Origin of the sequence: Bradyrhizobium stylosanthis (genome assembly GCF_001641335.1) — a bacterium.
Taxonomy (GTDB): domain Bacteria; phylum Pseudomonadota; class Alphaproteobacteria; order Rhizobiales; family Xanthobacteraceae; genus Bradyrhizobium; species Bradyrhizobium stylosanthis.
Window position 1 is genome coordinate 161,284 of the sequence record NZ_LVEM01000005.1, and the last position, 21,896, is coordinate 183,179.

21 protein-coding genes are annotated in these 21,896 nt (G+C 65.3%); 12 read left to right on the forward strand and 9 right to left on the reverse strand.

Going from position 1 to position 21,896, the window contains the following annotated elements:
• Nucleotides 1–15: 15 nt before the first annotated feature.
• A complete protein-coding gene (locus A7X65_RS32055; protein WP_063692863.1) occupies nt 16–450 on the reverse strand; it encodes a MarR family winged helix-turn-helix transcriptional regulator in 435 nt (144 codons plus the stop codon).
• Between the two features lie 179 nt (nt 451–629).
• Here A7X65_RS32055 and A7X65_RS32060 point away from each other — a divergent pair, with 179 nt between their 5' ends.
• The 7 genes from A7X65_RS32060 to A7X65_RS32090 all read left to right on the forward strand — a co-directional run bounded on the left by A7X65_RS32060 (nt 630) and on the right by A7X65_RS32090 (nt 8,105).
• Nucleotides 630–1,814: a substrate-binding domain-containing protein gene (locus A7X65_RS32060; protein ID WP_063692864.1), complete on the forward strand. Its 1,185-nt coding sequence runs from the start codon at nt 630–632 to the stop codon at nt 1,812–1,814.
• Nucleotides 1,815–1,967: 153 nt separating this feature from the next.
• The gene (locus A7X65_RS32065) at nt 1,968–3,482 is read left to right on the forward strand and encodes an amidase (RefSeq protein WP_063692865.1); all 1,515 of its coding nucleotides are present in this window, start codon (nt 1,968–1,970) and stop codon (nt 3,480–3,482) included.
• A 33-nt stretch (nt 3,483–3,515) separates the two neighbouring features.
• A complete protein-coding gene (locus tag A7X65_RS32070) occupies nt 3,516–4,373 on the forward strand; it encodes a branched-chain amino acid ABC transporter permease (RefSeq protein WP_063692866.1) in 858 nt (285 codons plus the stop codon).
• 4 nt (nt 4,374–4,377) lie between these two features.
• Complete coding sequence (locus A7X65_RS32075) at nt 4,378–5,595, forward strand: substrate-binding protein (RefSeq protein WP_063692867.1); 1,218 nt, start codon at nt 4,378–4,380, stop codon at nt 5,593–5,595.
• A 6-nt stretch (nt 5,596–5,601) separates the two neighbouring features.
• On the forward strand, nt 5,602–6,696 hold the full coding sequence (locus A7X65_RS32080) for a branched-chain amino acid ABC transporter permease (protein ID WP_063692869.1): 1,095 nt from the start codon (nt 5,602–5,604) through the stop codon (nt 6,694–6,696).
• On the forward strand, nt 6,686–7,417 hold the full coding sequence (locus A7X65_RS32085) for an ABC transporter ATP-binding protein (protein ID WP_063692871.1): 732 nt from the start codon (nt 6,686–6,688) through the stop codon (nt 7,415–7,417). Before A7X65_RS32080 ends, A7X65_RS32085 begins: the two co-directional genes overlap by 11 nt.
• Nucleotides 7,410–8,105: a branched-chain amino acid ABC transporter ATP-binding protein gene (locus A7X65_RS32090; RefSeq protein WP_063692873.1), complete on the forward strand. Its 696-nt coding sequence runs from the start codon at nt 7,410–7,412 to the stop codon at nt 8,103–8,105. The genes A7X65_RS32085 and A7X65_RS32090 overlap by 8 nt, the downstream gene beginning before the upstream one ends.
• A gap of 343 nt (nt 8,106–8,448) precedes the next feature.
• Here the strand turns inward: A7X65_RS32090 and A7X65_RS32095 are convergent, their stop codons facing one another.
• The 5 genes from A7X65_RS32095 to A7X65_RS32115 all read right to left on the reverse strand — a co-directional run bounded on the left by A7X65_RS32095 (nt 8,449) and on the right by A7X65_RS32115 (nt 13,806).
• The gene (locus A7X65_RS32095; protein ID WP_082885131.1) at nt 8,449–9,297 is read right to left on the reverse strand and encodes a protein NO VEIN domain-containing protein; all 849 of its coding nucleotides are present in this window, start codon (nt 9,295–9,297) and stop codon (nt 8,449–8,451) included.
• A gap of 111 nt (nt 9,298–9,408) precedes the next feature.
• Complete coding sequence (locus tag A7X65_RS32100; protein WP_063693834.1) at nt 9,409–10,923, reverse strand: L,D-transpeptidase family protein; 1,515 nt, start codon at nt 10,921–10,923, stop codon at nt 9,409–9,411.
• Nucleotides 10,924–11,405: 482 nt separating this feature from the next.
• Nucleotides 11,406–12,368, reverse strand: coding sequence for an acetyl-CoA carboxylase carboxyltransferase subunit alpha (locus A7X65_RS32105; RefSeq protein ID WP_063692875.1), 963 nt, complete (start codon nt 12,366–12,368; stop codon nt 11,406–11,408).
• Nucleotides 12,369–12,682: 314 nt separating this feature from the next.
• Nucleotides 12,683–13,642 carry a site-specific tyrosine recombinase XerD gene (gene xerD, locus A7X65_RS32110; protein ID WP_063692877.1) on the reverse strand — a complete coding sequence of 320 codons (960 nt, stop codon included), beginning with the start codon at nt 13,640–13,642 and terminating at the stop codon, nt 12,683–12,685.
• Between the two features lie 17 nt (nt 13,643–13,659).
• Nucleotides 13,660–13,806: a hypothetical protein gene (locus A7X65_RS32115; protein ID WP_063692878.1), complete on the reverse strand. Its 147-nt coding sequence runs from the start codon at nt 13,804–13,806 to the stop codon at nt 13,660–13,662.
• Nucleotides 13,807–13,976: 170 nt separating this feature from the next.
• On the opposite strand from A7X65_RS32115, the gene A7X65_RS32120 reads away from it, so the two are divergent.
• The 3 genes from A7X65_RS32120 to A7X65_RS32130 all read left to right on the forward strand — a co-directional run bounded on the left by A7X65_RS32120 (nt 13,977) and on the right by A7X65_RS32130 (nt 17,120).
• The gene (locus A7X65_RS32120; protein WP_063692880.1) at nt 13,977–14,603 is read left to right on the forward strand and encodes a shikimate kinase; all 627 of its coding nucleotides are present in this window, start codon (nt 13,977–13,979) and stop codon (nt 14,601–14,603) included.
• On the forward strand, nt 14,600–15,748 hold the full coding sequence (gene aroB / locus A7X65_RS32125; protein ID WP_063692882.1) for a 3-dehydroquinate synthase: 1,149 nt from the start codon (nt 14,600–14,602) through the stop codon (nt 15,746–15,748). The genes A7X65_RS32120 and aroB overlap by 4 nt, the downstream gene beginning before the upstream one ends.
• Before the next feature lie 67 nt (nt 15,749–15,815).
• The gene (locus A7X65_RS32130; RefSeq protein WP_063692884.1) at nt 15,816–17,120 is read left to right on the forward strand and encodes an HlyC/CorC family transporter; all 1,305 of its coding nucleotides are present in this window, start codon (nt 15,816–15,818) and stop codon (nt 17,118–17,120) included.
• 196 nt (nt 17,121–17,316) lie between these two features.
• Here the strand turns inward: A7X65_RS32130 and A7X65_RS32135 are convergent, their stop codons facing one another.
• Nucleotides 17,317–17,586 (reverse strand): BolA family protein, encoded by a 270-nt coding sequence (locus A7X65_RS32135; RefSeq protein WP_063693835.1) that lies wholly within the window; start codon nt 17,584–17,586, stop codon nt 17,317–17,319.
• A 105-nt stretch (nt 17,587–17,691) separates the two neighbouring features.
• On the opposite strand from A7X65_RS32135, the gene A7X65_RS32140 reads away from it, so the two are divergent.
• Nucleotides 17,692–18,324 carry a J domain-containing protein gene (locus tag A7X65_RS32140; protein WP_063692886.1) on the forward strand — a complete coding sequence of 211 codons (633 nt, stop codon included), beginning with the start codon at nt 17,692–17,694 and terminating at the stop codon, nt 18,322–18,324.
• 321 nt (nt 18,325–18,645) lie between these two features.
• On the opposite strand, the gene A7X65_RS32145 is transcribed toward A7X65_RS32140, so the two are convergent.
• On the reverse strand, nt 18,646–19,740 hold the full coding sequence (locus A7X65_RS32145; RefSeq protein ID WP_063692888.1) for a citrate synthase/methylcitrate synthase: 1,095 nt from the start codon (nt 19,738–19,740) through the stop codon (nt 18,646–18,648).
• Between the two features lie 82 nt (nt 19,741–19,822).
• Between A7X65_RS32145 and A7X65_RS32150 the strand changes: the two genes are divergently transcribed.
• Entirely contained in the window at nt 19,823–21,067 is a 1,245-nt protein-coding gene (locus A7X65_RS32150; RefSeq protein ID WP_063692890.1) for a citrate/2-methylcitrate synthase, read from the forward strand.
• Between the two features lie 127 nt (nt 21,068–21,194).
• Here A7X65_RS32150 and A7X65_RS32155 read toward each other — a convergent pair whose 3' ends face one another.
• The gene (locus A7X65_RS32155; protein ID WP_063692892.1) at nt 21,195–21,851 is read right to left on the reverse strand and encodes a DedA family protein; all 657 of its coding nucleotides are present in this window, start codon (nt 21,849–21,851) and stop codon (nt 21,195–21,197) included.
• Between the last annotated feature and the right edge of the window lie 45 nt (nt 21,852–21,896).

Consider the following 21,896-nt stretch of genomic DNA (forward strand, 5'->3'; position numbering starts at 1 on the left):
GCGCCGGACCGCCGCTCAATTCGAGCTGTCGATCAGGCTCTCCAGCAGCCGCTTCAGCTCGCTCGTCGACTTGTCGCCGTAGCTTTCCAGGATGTGCTCCTCCTGGTCCACCGCGAGCGAGTTGAGCCTCTTGCACAGCACCTTGCCGCGGTCGGAGATGAACATCAAAACCTTGCGGCGGTCGTTGGGGTCCTGCACGCGATAGACCAGCGTGTCCGAGACCATGCGGTCGATCATCTTGGTCAGCGTCGGATGGTTGAGCAGCACCGCGTCCGCAAGCTCGCCCATCGAATGGCCGTCGCCGTCCGACAGCACTTTCAGGATGCGCCATTGCTCGACCGGAACGCCCTCCTTGCTCAACCGGAGTTCCAGCTGCCGGTTGATCTCCCGGTTGGCTTGCGCGAGCAGATAAGCGAGGTGTTCGGTGATTGGAGCGTTGGATTTTGCCACGGCTAAGACTTCGTCTTGACCCAAATGAGTGAATGTCTTGCAATCAATGCTGCATCTATATGCACTTCAATTGTTGAATATTCAATATTTTCAAAATAGGATGATTGCCCAACAAAAGGGCGGAAGCCGCGGCCGCCTGCTCAATAGGCTTTCAAGTCTGGCACCAGACAGGAGTTGGCGTGCGCGCGACGGTAAACTTCCCGGCTCACGGCGGTCCGGCGTTGCCGCCGTCCTTGCTGTTCAGGAATCTGTCGTCATCGGCGGCTGACGGCGCGCTGTCGCCGAGCGACCACGCCTTGTTCAGGCGGCGCGGCACCAACAGGCTCCGCGTCGGCGGATTCATCTGCTGCACCGGATCGCCAGGGGTATGGGGCCCCTGCGCCACCAACAGCGCGCAGCTCGCCGTTGCCGAGATCAACAAGCGCGGCGGCATCCTCGGCCGCGAGATCGAGCTGTCGATCTACGACGCCGGCGGGCCGCTCGACGAGGTTCTGAACCGCGCCGAGCAGGCCATCGCCTTCGACGAGGTCGATCTCATCGTGGGCCTCCACACCAGCGCGGTCCGTGTCGGTCTCCGCGACGTCACCAGGCGTCATCGCATCCCCTACATCTACACGCCGGTCTACGAGGGCGGCGAGCGCACGCCCGGCGTGATGGCGATCGGCGAGACGCCGCGCTGGCAGAGCCGGCCGGCGATCCACTGGCTGGCCGACGTCAAGAAGGCGCAGCGCTGGTACCTGATCGGCAGCGACTATGTCTGGCCCTGGCAGTCGCACCGCGCGGTGAAGAACTACATCAGGGAAACCGGCGGTCATGTCGTCGGCGAGGAGTTCGTTCCGCTCGGCGAGGACAATCACGAACCGCATCTGGCGCGCATCCGCGCCGCGCGGCCCGACGTCGTGCTGATCTCGCTGATCGGCACCGACAGCAGCACCTTCAATCGCGCCTTCGGCGAATGGGGCCTCGGCGCCACCACGCTGCGGCTGGCCGGCGCGATGGACGACACCGTGCTGCTCGGCATCGGTGCCGACAACAGCGAGAACATGTACTGCGCTTCGGGCTATTTCACCGGCACCGGCGCGCGCGCCAATGACGATTTCCAGAGCCGTTATCGTGCGATGTTCGGACCGAATGCGCCGCCGATCGGCTCGGTCGGGCAGTCCAGCTACGAAGGCATGCGCTTTCTCGAAGCTGTCGCGAACAAGGCCGGTTCGCTCGCGATGGGGCCGATGCTCGCGGCCGGCCGCAACATTTCCTATAGCGGCGCCCGCGGTCAGGTCACCGTCCGCAACGGGCACGCGCGCATGCCGATGCATCTCGCCGTGGCCGACGGTCTCGACTTCAAGCTGATCAAGCCGATCTGACGCGCCCGCGACGATCCGCGCGCGCCCTCGATTCAAAATAATACTTGAAAAGGAAAATATTTCCGTTTTGAATGTTTCAGCGAGGCCGATCGTGCGCGTCGTGCACGGGCGGCTGCGCCCAATGCTTGTCTCAAGAAACTTCAGGAGAGCGCCGTGACAGTTGTCCTTCCCACGACCGCCCAGCTTCGCAGCGTCGCCGAGCAGTGCGGCCTTTCGCTCACTGACGACGATGTCGCCTCGTTTCGCGGCCTGATGCAGGGCTCGATCGAGGCCTACAATCTCGTCGGCGCGATGCCGGACGAGGTGCCCGAAGTGAAATATCCGCGCACGCCGGGCTATCGGCCCTCGGCCGAAGAGAACCCGCGCAACGCCTGGTATCGCAAGTCCACCGTGAAGGGGGCGGCGAGCGGCAAGCTCAAGGGCAAGACCGTCGCGCTGAAGGACAACATCATGCTCGCCGGCGTGCCCATGACCAACGGCTCGTCGACGCTGGAAGGCTATGTGCCCGATTTCGACGCCACCATCGTCACGCGCATGCTGGATGCCGGCGCCGAGATCAAAGGCAAGGTGCATTGCGAGCATTTCTGCCTGTCCGGCGGCAGCCATACCGGCTCCTTCGGGGCGGTGCACAATCCGCACAAGATGGGGTACTCCGCCGGCGGCTCGTCGTCGGGCTCGGGCGTCGTGGTCGCGCTCGGCGAGGTCGACATGGCAATCGGCGGCGATCAGGGCGGCTCGATCCGCATGCCGTCCTCGTTCTGCGGCATCTACGGCATGAAGCCGACCTGGGGACTCGTGCCCTATACCGGGATCATGCCGATCGAGATCTATGTCGATCATACCGGCCCGATGACCGCAACGGTTGCCGACAACGCGCTGCTGCTCGAAGTGCTCGCCGGCGACGACGGCTACGATCCACGTATCAAGGCTCCGAAGGTCGAGGAGTACACCAAGGCGCTCGGCCAGGGCGTCAAGGGCATGAGGATCGGCATCGTCAAGGAGGGTTTCGAGCAGCCGACCGCAGAGGCGGCGGTGAATGAAAGCGTGCGCGAGGCGGCAAAGCGCTTCAAGGATCTTGGAGCCAGCGTCGAGACGGTGTCGATCCCGATGCATCTGCTGGGCGGCGCGATCTGGACCCCCATCGGCACCGAAGGCCTGACCCAGACCATGATGTTCGGCGACGGTTACGGCCTCAGCCGTGGCGATCTCTATTCGACCTCGCTGATGGATTTCCATCGCGGCTGGCGCCGGCAGGCCGACTCGCTGTCCGAGACCACGAAGCTGTTCATGATGCTCGGCACCTACATCAACAACAATTTCGGTCCACGCTTCTACGGAAAGGCGCTCAACATCTCCCGTCGGTTGACTGCGGCCTACGACAAGGCGTTCGGCGACTACGACCTGCTGCTGATGCCGACCACGCCGATGAAGGCGACCAAGCTGCCTGAGCCCAATGCCAGCCGCGAGGAATACGTCGCCCGAGCACTCGAGATGATCTCCAACACCGCGCCGTTCGACATCACCCACCATCCCGCGATGTCGCTGCCCTGCGGCATGGTCGACGGCCTGCCGGTCGGCCTGATGCTGGTCGGGCGCATGTTCGAGGAATCCACCATCTACCGCGCCGCCCATGCGTTCGAGCAGATCGGCGACTGGAAGAAGATGTGAGCGGGATATCGATAAAGACGGACGGAACGGCAAATGGCTAATGCGTTCGTCGCGGCGTTCGAGATCCTGAGCTTCGGCGCGATCATCGTCCTGATCGTGCTGGGGCTCGGGATCATCGCCAGCATGATGGGCATCTTCAACTTCGCGCAGGGCGAGTTCGTCCTGCTCGGGGCCTACATCACCTATCTCGCCTACGCCAAGGGCCTGCCGATCTGGGCGGGCATGGTCGCCGCGCCCTTCGTGGTCGGCGCGCTTGGCTTCGTGCTCGAGGCGCTGATCATCCGCCGCTTCTATGCGGCGCCGATCGTCGCCATGCTCGGCACCTACGCGCTCGGTCTCATCATTCGCGAGGCCGTGCGCGGGCTGATCGGCGGCTTCTATCTCACCGTGCCCGAGCCGATCGGCGGCTCCATCGATTTCGGCACCATCCACATCTCGGCCTGGCGCTTCACCATCATCGTCATCACGCTGCTGGTGATGGCCGGCTGCTATCTGCTGCTGTCGCGCACGAGCTTCGGCCTGCGCATGCGCGCCACGCTGGAAAATCCCGCGCTGGCGCGCGCCTCGGGCATCTCGACGCCCCTGATGTACGGCGCCACTTTCGCATTCGGCTCTGCGCTCGCCGGCCTTGCCGGTGCGCTGATCGTGCCGGTGTTCAGCCTCTATGCCGATCTCGGCCTGCGCTTCCTCATCCAGGGTTTCGTCGCGGTCATGGTCGGCGGGGTCGGCTCCTTCATCGGGCCGGTCGCGGGCGCCGGCGTCATCGGCACGCTCAGCGCCGCTTTACCCTGGGTCATGGCGCCTGTCGTCGCCGACGTCCTCGTCTTCGTGCTCGCCATTGTCTTCATCAAATTCCGCCCGCAGGGCCTCATCGCTGGAAAAGGGGTTTAGTCACATGTTCGATCGCACTCAGCTTTCACGCCGCCGCTTTCTCTCCAATCTGGCCTTCGCGTCCGGCGCGGTCGCAACCGGCGTCGGAAGCTGGGTCGTCCCGGCACCCTGGGCGAATGCGGCTGAGGGGCCGATCAAGGTCGGCATCGCCACCGACCTCACCGGCCCGATCGCCTATGCCGGCAATGCCGATGCCAATGTCGCCAAGATGGTGATCAAGGAGATCAACAATTCCGGCGGCCTGCTCGGCCGTCCGCTCGAGCTCTATATCGAGGACACCGCGTCGAACGAATCGGTCGCGGTCGGCAACGTGCGCAAGCTGATCCAGCGCGACAAGGTGGACATGGTGCTGGGCGGCATCACCTCCTCGATGCGCAACGCGATCAAGGACCCGATCGTGGCGCGCGGTAAGACGCTCTACATCTATCCGCAGCTCTACGAGGGCAAGGAGTGCACGCCCTATCTGTTCTGCACCGGCCCGACGCCGGCGCAGCAATGCGACGAATTCATCCCCTGGCTGATCAAGAACGGCGGCAAGAAGTTCGCGCTGCCGAGCGCCAACTATGTCTGGCCGCACACGCTCAACGTCTATGCGCGCAAGGTGATCGAGGCGAACGGCGGCGAGGTCGTGTTCGAGGAATACTATCCGCTCGACCAGGTCGACTTCTCCGCGACCGTCAACCGCATCATCTCCAACAAGGTCGACGTCGTTTTCAACACCGTCATCCCGCCCGGTGTCGGCCCGTTCTTCAAGCAGCTTTATGAAGCCGGCTTCCTCAAGAATGGCGGCCGTCTCGCCTGCGTCTACTATGACGAGAACACGCTCAACATCAACCAGGCCGCCGAGATCGAGGGGCTCGCGAGCTGCCTCGACTATTTCAAGGTGCTGACCAAGGAGAGCCCGTTCGACGCAAAAATCCAGGCGGCCTATGAGAAGGACTTTCCGGGCAACTTCCTGTTCGCCGCCGGCAGCGCCGCCACCGGCACCTATCGCGGCCTGAAGCTGTGGGAAGCCGCGGTCAAGGAAGCCGGCAAGATCGACCGCGAGTCGGTCGCGGCCGCGCTCGACCATGCCAAGATCGCCGAAGGTCCCGGGGGACCGGCCGAGATGGTGCCGGGTAAGCGGCACTGCAAGATGAAGATGTACACCGCCGTCGCCAAGGGCGGGAATTACGAGATCGTCGCCCGCAGCAATGGCCTCGTCGATCCCAAGGAATGCTGAGGCAGAATGCCGAAGTCGATGAGTGTGGTAAGAGAGGCCATCGCCGGCGACGAAGCGGACGACGCGATGGCTGAACGCGTGGCAACGGGGCAGGCCAGGGACCAAGTCAAGGCAGGGCGAAAGGTCCTGCCGATCGTTGAGGGCGTGGTGCTCATCGCCGCGCTCGTCGCGCCGCTGGTGCTGCAGGATTATCTCACCGTGTTCGCGACGCGCGTGATCATCCTCGCGCTGTTCGCGCTGTCGTTCGATCTGGTCTGGGGTTACGCCGGCATCATGAGCTTCGGCCAGGCCCTGTTCTTCGGCTCGGCCGGCTACGGCGTCGCGCTGCTCGCACGTGACCTCGACATCACCAACATCTTCCTGGTGCTGCCGGCGGGCACGCTGATCGGCCTCGCCTTCGCGCTTCTGCTCGGCGGCTTCCTGCTGCTGGGGCGGCATCCCTCCAGCGTGATCTTCGTCTCGCTCGGCACGCTCACCGGCTCCTACGCCGCCGATCGGCTCGCGCGCGGCTGGTATTATCTCGGCGGCCAGAACGGCATTCCCTCGATCGCGCCGATGTCGCTCGGTGGCTACGAGTTCACGGAAGGGCCGGCGTTCTACTATCTCGTGCTCGGCATCCTCGTCGTGGTCTATCTGCTCTGCCGCTTCCTGGTGCGGTCGCAATTCGGCCTTGCGCTCGCGGGCCTTCGCGAGAACGAGCAGCGCATCGCCTTCTTCGGCTACAAGGCGCAGCATCTCAAGGCGATCATCTTCGCGATCGGCGGCGCCATCGCAGGTCTCGCCGGCAGCCTCTATGCCTTCCACGAAGGTTTTGTGTGGCCCAACATGGTGGGCGTCGTGGTCTCCACCCAGGTGGTGCTCTACGTTTTGTTTGGTGGTTCCGGCACGCTGATCGGCGCCGTCATCGGCACCGTCATCGTCGAGGGCGTCAGCTTCTGGCTCTCGGACAATTACCGCGACATCTGGCCGATCATTCTGGGATTGCTGTTGTTGCTGGTGATCCTGTTCCGGCCGCTGGGCCTCATCAGCTTCGTGCTCGGCGAGCGCGAACGGGTCGGCAGCTTCGGTGCGGCCCGCAAGGAGAAGCGCAATGCTCCTTGAAGCCGCCGGCATCAAGAAGGTCTTCGGCAAGCTCACCGCGCTCGACGGCGCTGCGCTTACCGTCGGCGAGAACGAGTTTCACGGCCTGATCGGCCCGAACGGCTCCGGCAAGAGCACCTTGATGAAGTGCATTGCCGGCGCCGAGGTACCGACGCAGGGCAGGGTGAGCTTCGTCAACGCCGACATCACCGCGTTCACGCCGACCGAGCGGGCGCGCGCCGGCATGAGCCTGAAATTCCAGATCACGTCGGTGCTACCGTCGCTGACGCTCTACGACAACATCCTGCTCGCGCTGCAGGCGCAGTCCTCGCTGTTCGACCTGGTGTTCTCGCGCACCCGCGGCGCGTTGCACGACCAGGTCATGGCCATGCTGACGCAATTCCGCCTCGCCGACCGCGCCTTCGATGCCGCCGCCGCGCTGTCGCACGGCCAGCAGCAATGGCTGGAGATCGCGATGGCGCTGGCGGGCAAGCCGAAGCTGCTGCTGCTCGACGAGCCCACCGGCGGCATGAGCCTCGAGGAACGCCGCGTCACCGGCGAACTGCTGCAGCCGATCAAAAAGCATTGCTCGCTCGTGATCGTCGAGCACGATCTCGATTTCATCCGTGACATCTGCGACCGCCTCACCGTGCTCGACCAGGGCAAGGTGCTGGCCTCCGGCACGGTGTCGGAGATCCAGGCCAACACATCCGTCCAGGAGATCTATCTGCGCCGTGCCTGAATTTTTGGACATCAAGCATCTCGACGCCGGCTATGGCCGCAGCCAGGTCCTGTTCGACGTCACGCTCGGCATCCCCTGGCGCGGCGGCGTCGCCGTGCTCGGCCGCAACGGCGCCGGCAAGACCACGCTGATGAAGACCATCGTCGGCGAGCTGCCGGCGTGGAAGGGCGAGCTCGCCTTCGACGGCCGCGACATCAGCCGCCGCGCCACCCAGGAGCGCGTCCGCGCCGGCATCGGCTACGTCCCGCAGGAGCATTCGGTGTTCGCGCGCCTGTCGGTGCGCGACAATCTCGCGGTCGGCTCGCTCGCGAACAAGGATGCCAATGCCGTCGACCGCGTGCTGGCGATCTTCCCAAAGCTCGGCCAGCGCCTCGACCAGCCCGCCGGCACGCTCTCCGGCGGCGAGCGCAAGATGCTCGCCATCGGCCGCGCCATGCTGGGGGATCCAAAACTGCTGCTGCTGGACGAGCCGACCGAAGGCGTCTGGATCGGCGTCATCGAGGAGATCACCGAGCGCCTGATCGAGCTCGCCAAGAGCATTGCGGTGATCATCGTCGAGCAGCACCTCGACCTCGCCCTGCGCGTCGCCGACTACGCCTACGTACTTGATCGAGGTCGCGTCGCGCTGCAGGGACAGGCGAATGACGTGCGCGGCAATCCGGAGCTGCTGCGGTACCTGGCGCCGTAACTTCAACTGTCGTGGCCCGCATGAGCGAAGCGATATGCGGGGACTGCTCGCAATCTTCCCGGATGTCGCTACGCTCATCTGGGCTACGCGCTTTAGGGAGGTCCTGCCAATCCCGTCATCCCCGCGCAATGACGAAGCCATCGTCGCTGGAGGTGCGAGGCTTGCGATGCCAAGGCATCGCGGGTCGAGCCTCGAAGGATGCACGGCCGAGCGGGCAGCCGGGCCGTCGCCCTTCGAGGGCCGCTGAAGAAGCGGCCACCTCAGGGTGACGGTTCCAATTTTCGTACCGGCGATTGGGGCGGGCCGGTGACCCGTCACCACGACGCAGGATTCAGAACGAGCGCTATCTCGGCTCTGCGAAATACGTCGCTGGTGCCATGAGAAGTGCACCGTCGAGTGGTGGAGCTATCTCGAACATCTGCGCGCGATTGTGAAAGTGAAAGACTCGTCGGATTCGATACTTGTCGCTACGTTCCGCGGCGACATCGACCTCGCGCCTTGTGAGCCAAAACGCTGTCCGCTCATGCCCGCATGTCGTCTTGACCTCTAACAGTCGTTCTTGGCCGTCAGCTTCAAATGAGCGGACGTCATAACCGTAGCCGTCTCCGTCCAAATCGGAGACCCAGCGAACGCTGTTGGCAAGGTCTTCTCGCCCCGCGCGTCGTAAACGGTCTTGCTCGAACGTCACGACGAATCTCTCGCCGGCTTTCCCCAATTGACGATTCCTGGCATCTCGCTCCGCTGGGTCGAACTTCCCCACCAAACGGCGGACGGCAGGCGTCAACGTCTTGTCGAGGTCTTCGATCGGTGGCGGGGCAACGAAAACCGCATCATCGTTGAGCGCCAGCGGTTGAGTGTCGGTATTCGCTGGGTAAAGGACATCCGGCGTCTGGCCGACGTTGCGCTCGACTGCGGCGACCAAGGCGTCCTGATAATGCGCTAGGGGCTTGTAGCCATTGATCCACGGCGCTCCCAGCCTATCGAGAACTGCGGAGATGTTTTGAAGCTTACGCTCGATTGACCCTTCGGAGCGATGGACGGTGGTCAAGAGCAGTCGCCTATTTTGCGCCTTGCTGTAAGCCGCGCCCGCCCTTTCAAGGGCTAACATCCGAAAATAGCTTTCGACCACGGCGGAGATCTCGCTCTCCGTCCAAGGTGTTCCAGCGATGCCCTTAGCGCGCTCCCAATCCAAGTCTTAGCCCCTTGGAGCTAGAGAGTATCAGGGAGGGCACGAGACGCAATCTAGGTGCTTGAAATGCGGGGAGGGCGGCCGAGACTTCTCGTCGGAGACTATGATGCCCGCCTACTTCACCGCCCCGAAGCGGCTGTCGAAAGAGTTCGACGACACCACAGGCGCGGCACCCGACATCTGGCCGCTGTCAGCCGCGCCATCGCCCACCGACGGCTTCAGCGCCGGGCGCGTCTGGGCGAGGCGAGTGTCGGGCTTCGCCGGCTCTGCCGGCTTGGCGGCGGCCACCGCCGGCTTCGGCGTGTCCTTTGCTGCATCCTTGGACTTGTCGTGGCCCGGCACGAAGCGGGTGACGGCGGCCTTCAGCCTCGACGCTGCGGTCGGCGGCGTAGTGGATGTCGGGGCAGGTGCCACGGACGCGGTCGCTTGCGGCGGAGGCGTGGTCGCCGTCGTATCGGCGGTGCCCATGCCCATCTTGCGGCCGAGGTTGGAGAAGAAGCCGCCGCCTTGCGATTTCTCGGCGGGTGCGGCTGTCGCGACGCGGGTGCCCGCGGCGGGCGCGCTGACGGCGACGACAGGCTCTTCCTGCGGCGCAGGCGCGGCGGCGACCGCATCGAGATTCGGCTTGGGCGGATTGACGTGTCCGGGGATCGTGCCCGGCGCCTTCGCCATCGCCAGCATCTGCAGCGTGGTGCCTTCGGCGCCTTCCGACAGGCCGGTCGAGCCTTCCGGAATCTTCGCCGCGAAGATCTTGTTCATGCCGCCGTCGATGCCGGTGTTCATGCGCGCGACCGGCGTGCCCCTGGCGACGAGCTTGGCGTATTCCGCCTCGTCGCGGCCCTGCTTCTCGCGCACGGCGCTGGCGACGTCCTCGGGGATCACATAGGCCGGGCACTTCGCGGACGCGTCGAACACCGGATCGCGCTTGGCGTCGGCCGGCTTCGCCGCGTCGAAGACGTATTTCTTCTCGCAGAAATCGACCTTCGGCTCCTGCCGCGTCACCTCGAAATGATCGTAGCCTTCCTTGATCATCTTCCAGAAGGCCATGTTCGGATTGTTCCGATGCTTGGCCATGTTCGCCGGCGTCATCTTGAACGGATAGGCCTGCAGCTGGAACGCCTTCTGGCCGCCGAAGAAGGACTCGCGGCCGAGCGAATAGATCTCCGCGATCTGCTCGTCGGTCATGGCGTAACAGCCGCGCGAAGAACAGTCGCCGTGCACCATCAGCTGCGAGCCGGTGCGGCCCAGCGCCTTGTCGAACGCGTTCGGATAGCCGGTGTTGAAGGAGAGGTAGTACGCCGACTGCGGATTCATCTGGCTCGGATTGATCGAGTAGAATCCTTCCGGCGCCTGGCGATCGCCTTCGCGCACCTTCGGACCGAGATCACCGGACCAGCGGCAGATCGGATAGGTCTTGAGCAGCACGAACTGGCCGTTGCGCGCCTGCTTCCAGACCTCGAGCTCGGCCTCCTGCTTGAACAGGCGCACCAGGATCGGCGACTGCAGGTCCATGTCCTTCTCGACCATCGCGGCGAGAAGTTTCGGCGGCACCGGCTGGTTGGCCTTGGCGTTGGTCGCGAGCGAGACCTGGTCGGTATCGCAGCCGGACAGCAGGACGCCGGCCGTCATCAGCGCAACCGAAGCCAAGAGCGCGCGAGCAAGCGAACGAGAAATCAAGATGGACCCCACACCGTGCCGGGCAGAGAGCGCGAACCCCAATTCGTTCAGAGCATGATCTGCCCCCGTCGCGACGGGCTCTCTCAGACCACGCTCCAGCGCTTATGCCCTGAAGCCATTGATTAAAATTCTAACCTCTGGGTCATGTGGTCGCAACCCGAGCGGGGATCACGAGGGCGTTGGCCCAGTGGCATGGTCAACGAAGCCTAAATGGACGCGACTTTGGGCCTTACTTGGGCCTTCCGGCCCAATTGGGACTCAGATCGCTGATTTGGGCAAAAAAAGGGTTAACGGGGGGTTACCGGGGGGCGGCTGGGGGAGGTCTCGTAGGGTGGGCAAAGCGCAGCGTGCCCACCATTTCGCGCAATCCGACCTGTCCGTGGGCACGGCGCTTCGCGCCTTTGCCCACCCTACGGCACCGAAACCGGTCCGAATCAGCCCAGTTTCCGGCCGATATCGAGGAATTTCTGCCGCCGCTGCTTGCGGATGCCGTCGCCGTCCAGGCCCTTGAGCTCGTCGAAGGCCTTGGCGATGGCATCGCCCGTGGTGGCGATCATGGCGGCGGGGTCGCGATGGGCGCCGCCGACCGGCTCCTTCAGGATCTGGTCGATCACCCCGAAGCGGAGCATGTCCTGGGCGGTGATCTTCATGTTGTTGGCGGCTTCCTGCGCCTTGGTGCCGTCGCGCCAGAGGATGGAGGAGGCGGCTTCCGGCGAGATCACGCTGTAGATGGCGTGCTCCAGCATCAGGACCTTGTTGGCGGTGGTGATGGCGATGGCGCCGCCCGACATGCCCTCGCCGGTGATGATGGCGACGTTCGGCACGGTGAGCGCGAGGCACGCATCGGTCGAGCGCGCGATCGCCTCGGCCTGGCCGCGCTCCTCGGCGCCGATGCCGGGATAGGCGCCGGCGGAATCGGCGAGCGACAGCACGGGAAGGCCGAACCGCTCGGCCATCTCCATCAGCCGCACGCATTTGCGATAGCCTTCGGGCCGCGCCATGCCGAAATTGTGCCGGATCCGGCTCTCGGTGGAATCGCCCTTTTCCTGGCCCATCACGCAGATCGGCTCGCCGCGGAAGCGGCCGAAGCCGGCGACCAGCGCCTCGTCCTCGCCGAACTTGCGGTCGCCGGCGAGCGGGGTGAATTCGGTGACCAGGCCCTTGATGAAGTCGTTGAAATGCGGCCGCTGCGGATGCCGCGCCACCAGCGTCTTCTGCCAGGGCGTCAGGTTCGTATAGAGGTCGGCCAGCGCCTGCGCCGCCTTGTCCTCGATCCGGCCGATCTCGTCGCTGATGTCGGTGCCGGTGGCGGCGAGCGCGCGCAATTCGTCGACCTTGGAGTCGAGCTCGGCGACGGGCTTTTCGAAGTCGAGATAGCTGCGCATCTGGTCTTGCATCAACTCAGTATAGGGGGACGGGGCGAAAGAAGCGAAGCGAGGTTCGGGTCGCGGAAAGAAGTTTAGCTTCTTCAACGGGTTGGCTTGTGTGCTCGTGGCAGCCGGCCAAATCAGTCGAAAGGCCACGGCTCTTTCTGCGGAGATGTGGCCGAAGTCAAGGCGGAGTTTGTCGTCCCGGCGAAGGCCGGGACCCATACCGCGAGGTCTTTCGATTGCAGGCGGCATGAGTACGGAACGACGGATCTTCGCCAAACTGCTCCCTGTGGTTATGGGTCCCGGCCTTCGCCGGGACGACGTTGAAAAGAGAGCCGGACCTACTTCTCCGCCAGCGGGTGCAGGTCGCGGACCAGGCTCTTCAGCCGCTCCTCGACCACGTGGGTGTAGATCTGGGTCGTGGAGATGTCGGTGTGTCCCAGCAGCGTCTGCACGATGCGCAAGTCGGCGCCGTTGTGCAGCAGATGGCTGGCGAAGGCGTGGCGCAGCACGTGCGGCGAGACCAGCCGGGCCTGCAGGCCGGAGGCCACCGCGAGCTCCTTCAGATCGCGGGCAAAGTGCTGCCGCGTCAGATGTCCGCTCTCGCCGAAGGAGGGGAACAGCCATTTCGCCGCAGCGAGGCTGTCTTTCTTCTTCTCCGTCTTCGCGGCCTCCGTCGCGGCGAGATAATCCGCCATCGCCTGGCGCGAAGCGTCGTTGAGCGGCACCAGGCGTTCCTTGTTGCCCTTGCCGCGCACCACGATCATGCGCGCGTCGCGCTTGGCCGCCGAGCGCGGCAGCGCCACCAGCTCGGAGACGCGCAGGCCCGTGGCGTAGAGCACCTCGAGCAGGCAGTAGAGCCTTAAAGCCCGCAGCCGTTTCGACGGCGAGGCCTCTTCCGCCTCGCTCAATTCCTTGGCGCGGCGGAGCATGCGGTCGACATCGGCGATCGACAGCACTTTCGGCAGGCCGCGGCCGCGCTTCGGGCCGGACAGGATCGCCGCGGGATCGTCGGTACGAATGCGCTCGTTCAGCAGGAAGCGGTAGAGATGCCGCATCGCCGACAGCCGCCGCGCCACGCTGGTGGATTTGAAGCCGCGCGTGTCGAGATCGGCGAGATAGTCGCGCAGGATTTGCGTTTCCGCGTCGGCAAAACTGTGGCCGACGCGGCCCAAAAATTCCGAGAAATCGGTGAGGTCGCGGCGATAGGCGTCGAGCGTGTTGGGGCCGGCGCCCTGTTCCGCCGCGAGCATGTCGAGGAACAGGCCGGTGAGCTTGGTGTCTGAGGGCTTTGCACGCATGCCCCGGAGCCTAGCTGCTATTTCTTGAGAAACTTATCCGGCGGGATCGTCACCGTCATGTCCCGCGGCTTCGGACTCACGAAGTTCGCCAGCGCGAAAATCACGCCATAGACGATGCCGGCGAGCACGGCGACGACCGTCAGGAAGCGGAACAGGCTGGGCATCGGTCTTGGGTCTCTATACGGACTTGGTAGGGGGCCGGGCGGGCGAATTAACCAATGAAATCATCCAACATGTTCGCCGTTTCGTGGCAAGAGTCCTCTGGCGAGGGCCCCTGCGGGGTCGTATAGGTGGCCAAACCATGCCGCCTTTGGCGGCAGATCGAGCGAGATTGATGTCCGACGCCGCGTTGCCGATTCCCGCTTCGACTGAGGCCGACATCCTGTCGGCGCTCGGCGCGCGCTCGATCGTGCTCGTCGGCATGATGGGGGTGGGCAAATCCACCATCGGCCGCCGCATGGCGGCGCGGCTCAAGCTGCCTTTCGTCGATGCCGACACCGAGATCGAGGCGGCGGCCGGCATGACCATACCGGAAATCTTCGAGCGCCACGGCGAGGCGCATTTCCGCGACGGCGAGGCCCGCGTGATCGCCCGCCTGCTCGAGGGCGGTCCGCTGGTGCTGGCGACCGGCGGCGGCGCCTTCATGCGCGAGGAGACGCGGACCCGCATCGCGGCCAAGGCGATCTCGATCTGGCTCAGGGCGGACCACGACGTCATCATGCGCCGCGTCCGCCGCCGTGCCGACCGTCCGCTGCTGCAGACCGCGGATCCCGAGGGAACCGTCACGCGCCTGCTCACCGAGCGCGAGCCGATCTACGGCAAGGCCGACCTCACCATCGCCTCGCGCGACGTGCCGCACGACAAGATCGTCGAGGAGACCATCGAGACGCTGCGCGCCCATCTCTGCGGCGAGCAGGCCGCGCCCCCACCACCTGCCGACGTTGCGAGTGCCGGACGATGACTGCGCCGTTGAAACATTCCGATCCCGTCAACGTCGACGTCGCGCTCGGCGACCGCGCCTATGACATCGTCATCGGCCGCGGCGTGCTGTCCTCGCTCGGCGAGCGCGTCGCCGCTTTGCGCCCCGGCGTGCGCACGGCGATCGTGACGGATCGCACCGTTGCAAAGCACTGGCTGGAGCCGGCCGAGGCCTCGCTCGCAGCCAGCGGCATCCCGACCTCGCGCATCGTCGTCGAGGAAGGCGAGATCTCAAAGACCTATGCCGGCCTCGAAAAGGTCAGCGAGGCCCTGATCGCCGCGAAGATCGAACGCAACGATCTCGTCATCGCGCTCGGCGGCGGCGTGGTCGGCGATCTCGCCGGCTTTGCGGCGGCGATCCTGCGCCGCGGCGTCGATTTCGTGCAGGTGCCGACCTCGCTGCTGGCGCAGGTCGATTCATCCGTCGGCGGCAAGACCGGCATCAACTCGCCGCAGGGCAAGAATCTGCTCGGCGCCTTCCACCAGCCGGTGCTGGTCATCGCCGACACCGCCGTGCTCGACACGCTGTCGCCGCGGCAGTTCCGCGCCGGCTACGCCGAAGTCGCCAAATACGGCGTGCTCGGGGACGAAGCCTTCTTCACCTGGCTCGAGAAGAACCATTCCGACATCTTCAGTGGCGGTGCCGCGCGTGAGCACGCGATCGCGACCTCCTGCCGCGCCAAGGCCGGCGTCGTCACCCGCGACGAGCGCGAGACCGGCGAGCGCGCGCTGCTCAACCTCGGCCACACCTTCGGCCACGCACTGGAAGCCGCAACCGGTTTCTCCGATCGCCTGTTCCACGGCGAGGGCGTTTCGATCGGCATGACGCTGGCGGCGCAGTTCTCGGCGAAGCTCGGCATGATCGGCGAGGCCGATGCCGTACGCGTCGAGCGGCACCTCATCGAGGCTGGTCTGCCGACGCGCTTGCAGGATATCGCGGGTTTTGCGCAGGAAGGGCTTGCGGATGCCGACGCGCTGATGGCGCTGATGGCGCAGGACAAGAAGGTCAAGCGCGGCAAGCTCACCTTTATCCTGCTGGAAGCCGTCGGTCGCGCGGTGATCGCGAAGGACGTCGAGCCCGCCCCGGTGCGCGATTTCCTGAAAGAGAAGCTCGCGCAGAAGGTTTGAGGCGCGACGCGCGACGTGGATGCCGGTTCGCGTCGGGAAAACGCGTTAGAAGTAACTAGAGTGGTGCATGGACTGGCTCGGATTCACCATCGTCGTCCTCTGCCTCCTGGTCTCGGCGTTCTTCGCCGCGAGCGAGACCGCGCTGACCGGCGCCTCGCGCGCCAGCATGCTGCGGCTGTCGAAGCAGGGTAATCGCGACGCCGACGTCGTCTCCGATCTGCTGGACATGCGCGAGCGCCTGATCGGCGCGCTGCTGCTCGGCAACAACATCGCCAATATCGGCGCGTCCGCGCTGGCGACCGCCATCTTCACGTCCTGGTTCGGCGATGTCGGCGTGCTCTATGCCACCGGCGTGATGACCGCTCTGGTCGTGATCTTCGCCGAGGTGCTGCCGAAGACCATCGCCATCAACGCGCCGGATCGCATGGCGCTCGCGGTCGCGCGCCCGATGCGGCTGACGATGTACGTGCTGGGGCCGCTGCTGCGGATCGTCGAGGTCATCGTGCGCCTGCTGATGCGCCTGTTCGGCCTTGCCGGCGAGCATCAGGCGATCCTGTCGCCGACCGAGCGCCTGCGCGGCGCGGTCGACCTGTTGCACCACGAGGGCAAGGTCGAGAAGCAGGATCGCGACATGCTCGGCGGCCTGCTCGATCTGCGCGAGCTGCAGGTCTCCGACGTCATGATCCATCGCACCGAGATGATGATGATCAACGCCGACATGCCGCCGGACGATCTGGTGCGCGAGGTGCTGGCGACCGAATACACCCGCATCCCGCTGTGGCGCGAGAAGCCGGAAAACATCATCGGCGTGCTTCACGCCAAGGATCTGCTGCGCGCGATCCGCGCCTCCGACGGCGATACCTCGCGCATCGACGTCTCCACCATTGCGCTGCCGCCCTGGTTCGTGCCGGAGATGCGGCCGCTCGCCGAGCAGCTCAAGGCGTTCCGGCGGCGAAAAACCCATTTCGCGCTCGTCGTCGACGAGTACGGCGAAGTTGAAGGTCTCGTGACGCTGGAAGACATTCTGGAAGAAATCGTCGGCGACATCTCCGACGAGCACGACGTCGTGGTCGCCGGCGTGCGCGCCCAGCCGGACGGCTCGGTCGTGGTCGACGGCTCGGTCCCGATCCGCGACCTCAACCGCGCCATGGACTGGCACCTGCCCGATGAAGAGGCAACCACGGTCGCCGGCCTCGTCATTCACGAGGCGCGTTCGATCCCCGACCGCGGCCAGAGTTTTACGTTCCACGGCTTCCGCTTCCGCGTCCTGCGTAGGGAACGCAACCGCATCACCGCGCTCCGTATTTCACCGGTGCCGCGCGAGGCCGAGATGGATGAGCCCAAGCGGAGGCGGGCGGGGACGTCGTTTTAGACCTAGTGGTCTTGCGCCCCGATCGTTCCGCACCGTCATGGCCGGGCATAGCCGTCCGAAGGACGGCGTCGCTTCCTCTCGCCTATGACCCGGCCATCCACGTCTCATCGGCTGCACCAAGAAAGTGGATGCCCGGGACAAGCCCGGGCATGACGACCAATTGTGATCATGTTCAAGGCCACCAAGGGGAAGAGAGCTAACCTTCCCCCGGCGCCTGCGCGTGGATCGCCAGTGCGTGCACGCTGCCGGAGAGTTCCGCCGCCAGCGCCGAATTTATCATGCGATGGCGTTCGACCCGGGTCTTCCCTTTGAAGGCTTGAGACACGATATAAACGCGGAAGTGCGTCTCACCGCTGGGCCGATGGCCGGCGTGGCCCTCATGCAAATGTGACTCGTCGACGACCTCGAGGCTTTCCGGGGTGAAAGCTTCCCGCAACTTGTTGCTGATAGTGTCTTTCATAACCATGAGTGCCATTAAAGCGCGTCACCAAGCCCCGTCAATTGCCGGGGTGGTCAGCTAATTGCAATGTCAAGACTTGAAGGTTTTTGCATTGCGTAGTCAAAGTCAGCCATGCCGATCGATTCATCAAAGTTCTTCGACTCCATCCGCGTGAAGCCGCGGGGCAAGCAGCCGGAAGTGAAGCCGCGCGACACCGTGGTCGGCTGCGAGTGGGCAGGCTGCCAGAACAAGGGTGCGCACCGCGCGCCGAAGGGCCGCGAGAACCAGCGCGAGTACTGGCACTTCTGCCTCGACCACGTGCGCGAGTACAACCAGAACTACAATTTCTTCTCCGGCATGAATGCTGACGCTGTCGCGCGCTACCAGAAGGACGCGCTGACCGGCCATCGTCCGACCTGGAAGATGGGTGCCAATGGCGGCAAGAAGGGTACGGAAGCCGACATCGACATGGCGTCCGATCCGTTCAGCATGTTCTCCGAGATCAACGGCCGCGCCAACTGGCGCAAGGGCCCGGACGCCCAGCCCAAGGCCGAGACGCGCAAGGTGATGAACGCCGAGCGCAAGGCACTCCAGGTCATGGGTCTCGGCCCCGACGCCACGCTCGCCGACGTCAAGACCAAGTACAAGGCGCTGGTCAAGCAGCACCACCCCGACGCCAACGGCGGCGACCGCTCCACCGAGGATCGCCTGATCGAGATCATCAAGGCGTATAATTATCTGAAGACGGTGGTGCGGGAAGCCTGAGGCCTTCGCGCGCCCTAGCTGTCTCCAAACTCTCGGTGTCGTCCCGGCCTAGCGCGCAATTGCGAGCGGGGCGCCGGGACCCATAACCCCAGGGAGTGGTTTGGCGAAGACTCGCAGTGAAGCAGTCTTTCCGCGTTATCAACCCGCATCTCATCGATAAATCACGCGGTATGGGTCCCGGCCTTCGCCGGGACGACAGTGCCGTAGGGTGGGCAAAGCGAAGCGTGCCCACGCATTTTTCGCGATCGAGAGAGATGGTGGGCACGGCGCAAGTGCGCCTTTGCCCACCCTACGGGTTCTGACTGCTGGGCTACGTATTCCCTACCCCTCCGGCATCGCCCCCACATAGGACGAGCTCGGCCGGATCAGCCGGCCCGTGCGCTGCTGCTCGCGCGCGTGTGCAGTCCAGCCTGCGCTGCGGGCCACCGCGAAGATCGGCGTGAAGGCCTGCCGCGGAATCGCCAGCGCATCGAGCAGGATCGCGGTGAAGAACTCGACATTCGTCTCCAGCGGCCGGTCCGGATTCTTCTTGCGCAGCGCGCTGCGGATATAGGCCTCGACCTCGCCGGCGAATGGCAGGTCGGTGCCGTTGGAGGCGAGCGCCTCGACCGCGGTTTTCAGCACGTCGGCGCGCGGATCGCGCACGCGATAGACGCGGTGGCCAAAGCCCATCATCCGCTCGCCGCGCGCCAGCGCCGCATCCACCCAGGGCTGGATGCGCTCGCGCGATCCGATGGCGTCGAGCATTTCCAGCACCGGCTCCGGCGCGCCGCCGTGCAAGGGGCCGGTCAGCGCGCAATAGCCGGCGGTGACGGCGGCGAACAGGTCGGCCTGCGTCGAGGCGACCACGCGCGCGGTGAAGGTCGAGGCATTCATGCCGTGGTCGCTGGCGGTGACGAGATAGGCGTCCAGCGCCGTGACCTCGCGCGCGGCCGGGACGCGCCCGTGCAGCATGCGCAGCGTATCGGCGGCGTGGCTGACATTCGGATCGGGTGCGATCGGCTCCAGCCCTTTGGCGCGCCGGACCAGCGCACCCGCGATCACCGGAAACGCGCCGACGATGGTCGCTTCATGTGCGAGCCCGTGCTCGGCGCGAAGGCCCGCGACTGCCGCACGAAACCCGTCAACGACGCCCATGCCGTTCGTCGCCGGCAAAAGCTCCGGCAGGCGGGCAAACGCACGTTCGCGGCCCGCGCCCAGGCTCGCCCGCACATTGGCTTCGGTGAGGGTGGTCTTGCTGGCGCCGTTCCAGAGCCGGGCGGTGACGCCCTCGAAGCTCGATTGTGCAGCGAGGCGGCCGACATGCTCGCCGGCGATGATCAGCTCGCCGCGCTCGCCGTCGACATGGCTCAGCACGGTCTCGGCCGCGGGAACTCCGTCCAGTCCGATCTGGCTTTTGGTGAGGTGGATGTTCATGACCTGATCTCCTTTTGCACTGCACGCAGGGATAAGGTCAGGCCTCTCGACAGATTGATCAATCTTGATTACATAAATCAATATGAATAATTCTGGCGAGCTCTACCTCTCCGCTCGGGAAGCCGCCGCCGAGCTCGCGATCTCGCCGGCCACCCTCTACGCCTATGTCAGCCGCGGCCTGATCCGCTCCGAGCCGACGCCGGACTCGCGGAAAAACCGCTACCGCGCCGAGGACGTCCGCGCTCTCAAGGAGCGCCGCGTCCCGTCGCCGGAGCCCCGCGGCCTGCGCAGCTTCGATGCCGACCTGCCCGTCATGGACACGGAGATCTCGACCATCACCGAGGAGGGCGCGATCTATCGCGGGGTCAATTGCGTCGATCTCGCCGAGAACGACACGCTGGAGCACGCCGCCACGCTGCTTTGGGACGTCTCGGATGTCGATCCGTTCGCACCCGACAATCAGCCCGCACTATCCGACGAGATGCACGTGATCGCAGACGCCGCGCGCCGCGCGGCACCAATCGACCGTGCGATTGCGGTACTGGCGCTCGCCGCGAGTGCCGATCCCCGTGCCTTCACCCGCGCTCCCGATGGCCGCGCCATGGTCGGCGCGCGCATTGTGCGGCTGCTGGTCGCGACCATGCTCAATGCCGAGCCATCAGCCGAGCCGCTGCATCACCAGGTCGCAAAGGCGTGGGCGCCCGATAACAAGCATGCGCCCGACCTGATCCGCCGCGCGCTCGTCCTGCTGGCCGATCACGAGCTCAACGCGTCGACCTTCACGGCGCGCTGCGCGGCCTCCACCGGCCTCAATCTCTATGACGCCGTCATCGCCGGCCTCGCCGCGCTGAAAGGTCCAAAGCACGGCGGCGCCGGCGTGCTGGCCTCGCAGCTCGTCAAGACGCTGGTGGACCGCGATGTCGCGCCCATGGTGCGCGAGCGCGTCGCGCTCGGCGAGCGCTTTGCCGGCTTCGGCCACGGCGTCTACAAGCGCGGCGATCCCCGCGCGCAATCGCTGCTGAATGCCCTGTCGCGCGCCGGCGCGCCGCGAAAATTCACGCGCGAGGTGCCGGAGCGGATTGCGGAAGCGACCGGCGAATTCGTCAATATCGACTACGCGCTCGCGGTGCTGGTGCATGCCCTGCGCCTGCCGGCCGGCAGCGAGCTCGCTCTGTTCGCCATGGCCCGCAGCGTCGGCTGGATCGCCCATGCCAGCGAGCAATTGCAGTTCGGGAAGTTGATCAGGCCGAGGGCAAGGTATGTGGGGCCGGCGCCGGGGCGGAGGTCGGTCGTCGTCCCGGCGAAGGCCGGGACCCATACCGCGTGATCTATCGATAGCGGACAGTAGTACTGGACGGCGAGCCTTCGCCAAACCAAGTTCAGTGGTTATGGGTCCCGGCCCCCCGCGCGCAATTGCGCGCTAGGCCGGGACGACAGCGGAGGTGTGGCGACAGCTACCCCTGCGGCTTCACCGCGACACCGCCGGCATTCCGCCGGCGATAGATCCACACTGCGACGCCGCCGACGATCGCAACCGCGACCACGGTCAAGATCCAGATGTGCTTGAACGGATGCCCATGGTGCGGCACGCCGAAATATTCGTGGAAGGCGGACACCGCCAGCACGCCCGGCAGCACATGGGCGGGCGCCCAGACCAGGATCGCCGGGATGTTCACGGTGTAGAATTTTGCCGGCGCCATCCCCAGTGCGCCGGCGGTCACGGGCACGAAGGCGCGGATCGGGGGCACGAAGCGGGCGAAGAACACGGCCCAGGTGCCGAAACGCTTGAAGAAGCTTTCGCTCTCGGCGACCACGCGCGGATAGTTGGTCAGCGGCCAGGCGGTGAGGATCTCGCGCTGGCGCCGGTGGCCGATCCAGTAGGCCGAGCCGTCGCCGAGCACCGCGCCGAGCGCGGCGGCCACCAGCACCCATTGCAGCTTCAGCTCGCCGCCCGGAACCAGGGCGCTCAGCGCCAGGATGATGGTCGAGCCTGGGATGACCGAGCCCACCACCGGCACGGCTTCCAGCAGCGCCGCCAGGAACAGGGTCAGATAGGCCAGCCACGCATGGGCGGAGACGAAGGATATGAGGGGATCGAGAAAGGACGTCACGTCGTCTCTGTGGCGGGCAGGGGATTTCGGGTTCAGACCCTACAT

Coding starts and splice junctions, on each gene's coding strand:
- A7X65_RS32070 (WP_063692866.1), top strand. CDS start 3,516: ATGGCTAATGCGTTCGTCGCGGCGTTCGAGATCCTGAGCTTCGGCGCG.
- A7X65_RS32075 (WP_063692867.1), top strand. CDS start 4,378: ATGTTCGATCGCACTCAGCTTTCACGCCGCCGCTTTCTCTCCAATCTG.
- A7X65_RS32080 (WP_063692869.1), top strand. CDS start 5,602: ATGCCGAAGTCGATGAGTGTGGTAAGAGAGGCCATCGCCGGCGACGAA.
- A7X65_RS32085 (WP_063692871.1), top strand. CDS start 6,686: ATGCTCCTTGAAGCCGCCGGCATCAAGAAGGTCTTCGGCAAGCTCACC.
- A7X65_RS32100 (WP_063693834.1), bottom strand. CDS start 10,923: ATGACGGCCGGCGTCCTGCTGTCCGGCTGCGATACCGACCAGGTCTCG.
- A7X65_RS32105 (WP_063692875.1), bottom strand. CDS start 12,368: ATGCAAGACCAGATGCGCAGCTATCTCGACTTCGAAAAGCCCGTCGCC.
- xerD (WP_063692877.1), bottom strand. CDS start 13,642: ATGCGTGCAAAGCCCTCAGACACCAAGCTCACCGGCCTGTTCCTCGAC.
- A7X65_RS32115 (WP_063692878.1), bottom strand. CDS start 13,806: ATGCCCAGCCTGTTCCGCTTCCTGACGGTCGTCGCCGTGCTCGCCGGC.
- A7X65_RS32120 (WP_063692880.1), top strand. CDS start 13,977: ATGTCCGACGCCGCGTTGCCGATTCCCGCTTCGACTGAGGCCGACATC.
- aroB (WP_063692882.1), top strand. CDS start 14,600: ATGACTGCGCCGTTGAAACATTCCGATCCCGTCAACGTCGACGTCGCG.
- A7X65_RS32130 (WP_063692884.1), top strand. CDS start 15,816: ATGGACTGGCTCGGATTCACCATCGTCGTCCTCTGCCTCCTGGTCTCG.
- A7X65_RS32135 (WP_063693835.1), bottom strand. CDS start 17,586: ATGGTTATGAAAGACACTATCAGCAACAAGTTGCGGGAAGCTTTCACC.
- A7X65_RS32140 (WP_063692886.1), top strand. CDS start 17,692: ATGCCGATCGATTCATCAAAGTTCTTCGACTCCATCCGCGTGAAGCCG.
- A7X65_RS32145 (WP_063692888.1), bottom strand. CDS start 19,740: ATGAACATCCACCTCACCAAAAGCCAGATCGGACTGGACGGAGTTCCC.
- A7X65_RS32150 (WP_063692890.1), top strand. CDS start 19,823: ATGAATAATTCTGGCGAGCTCTACCTCTCCGCTCGGGAAGCCGCCGCC.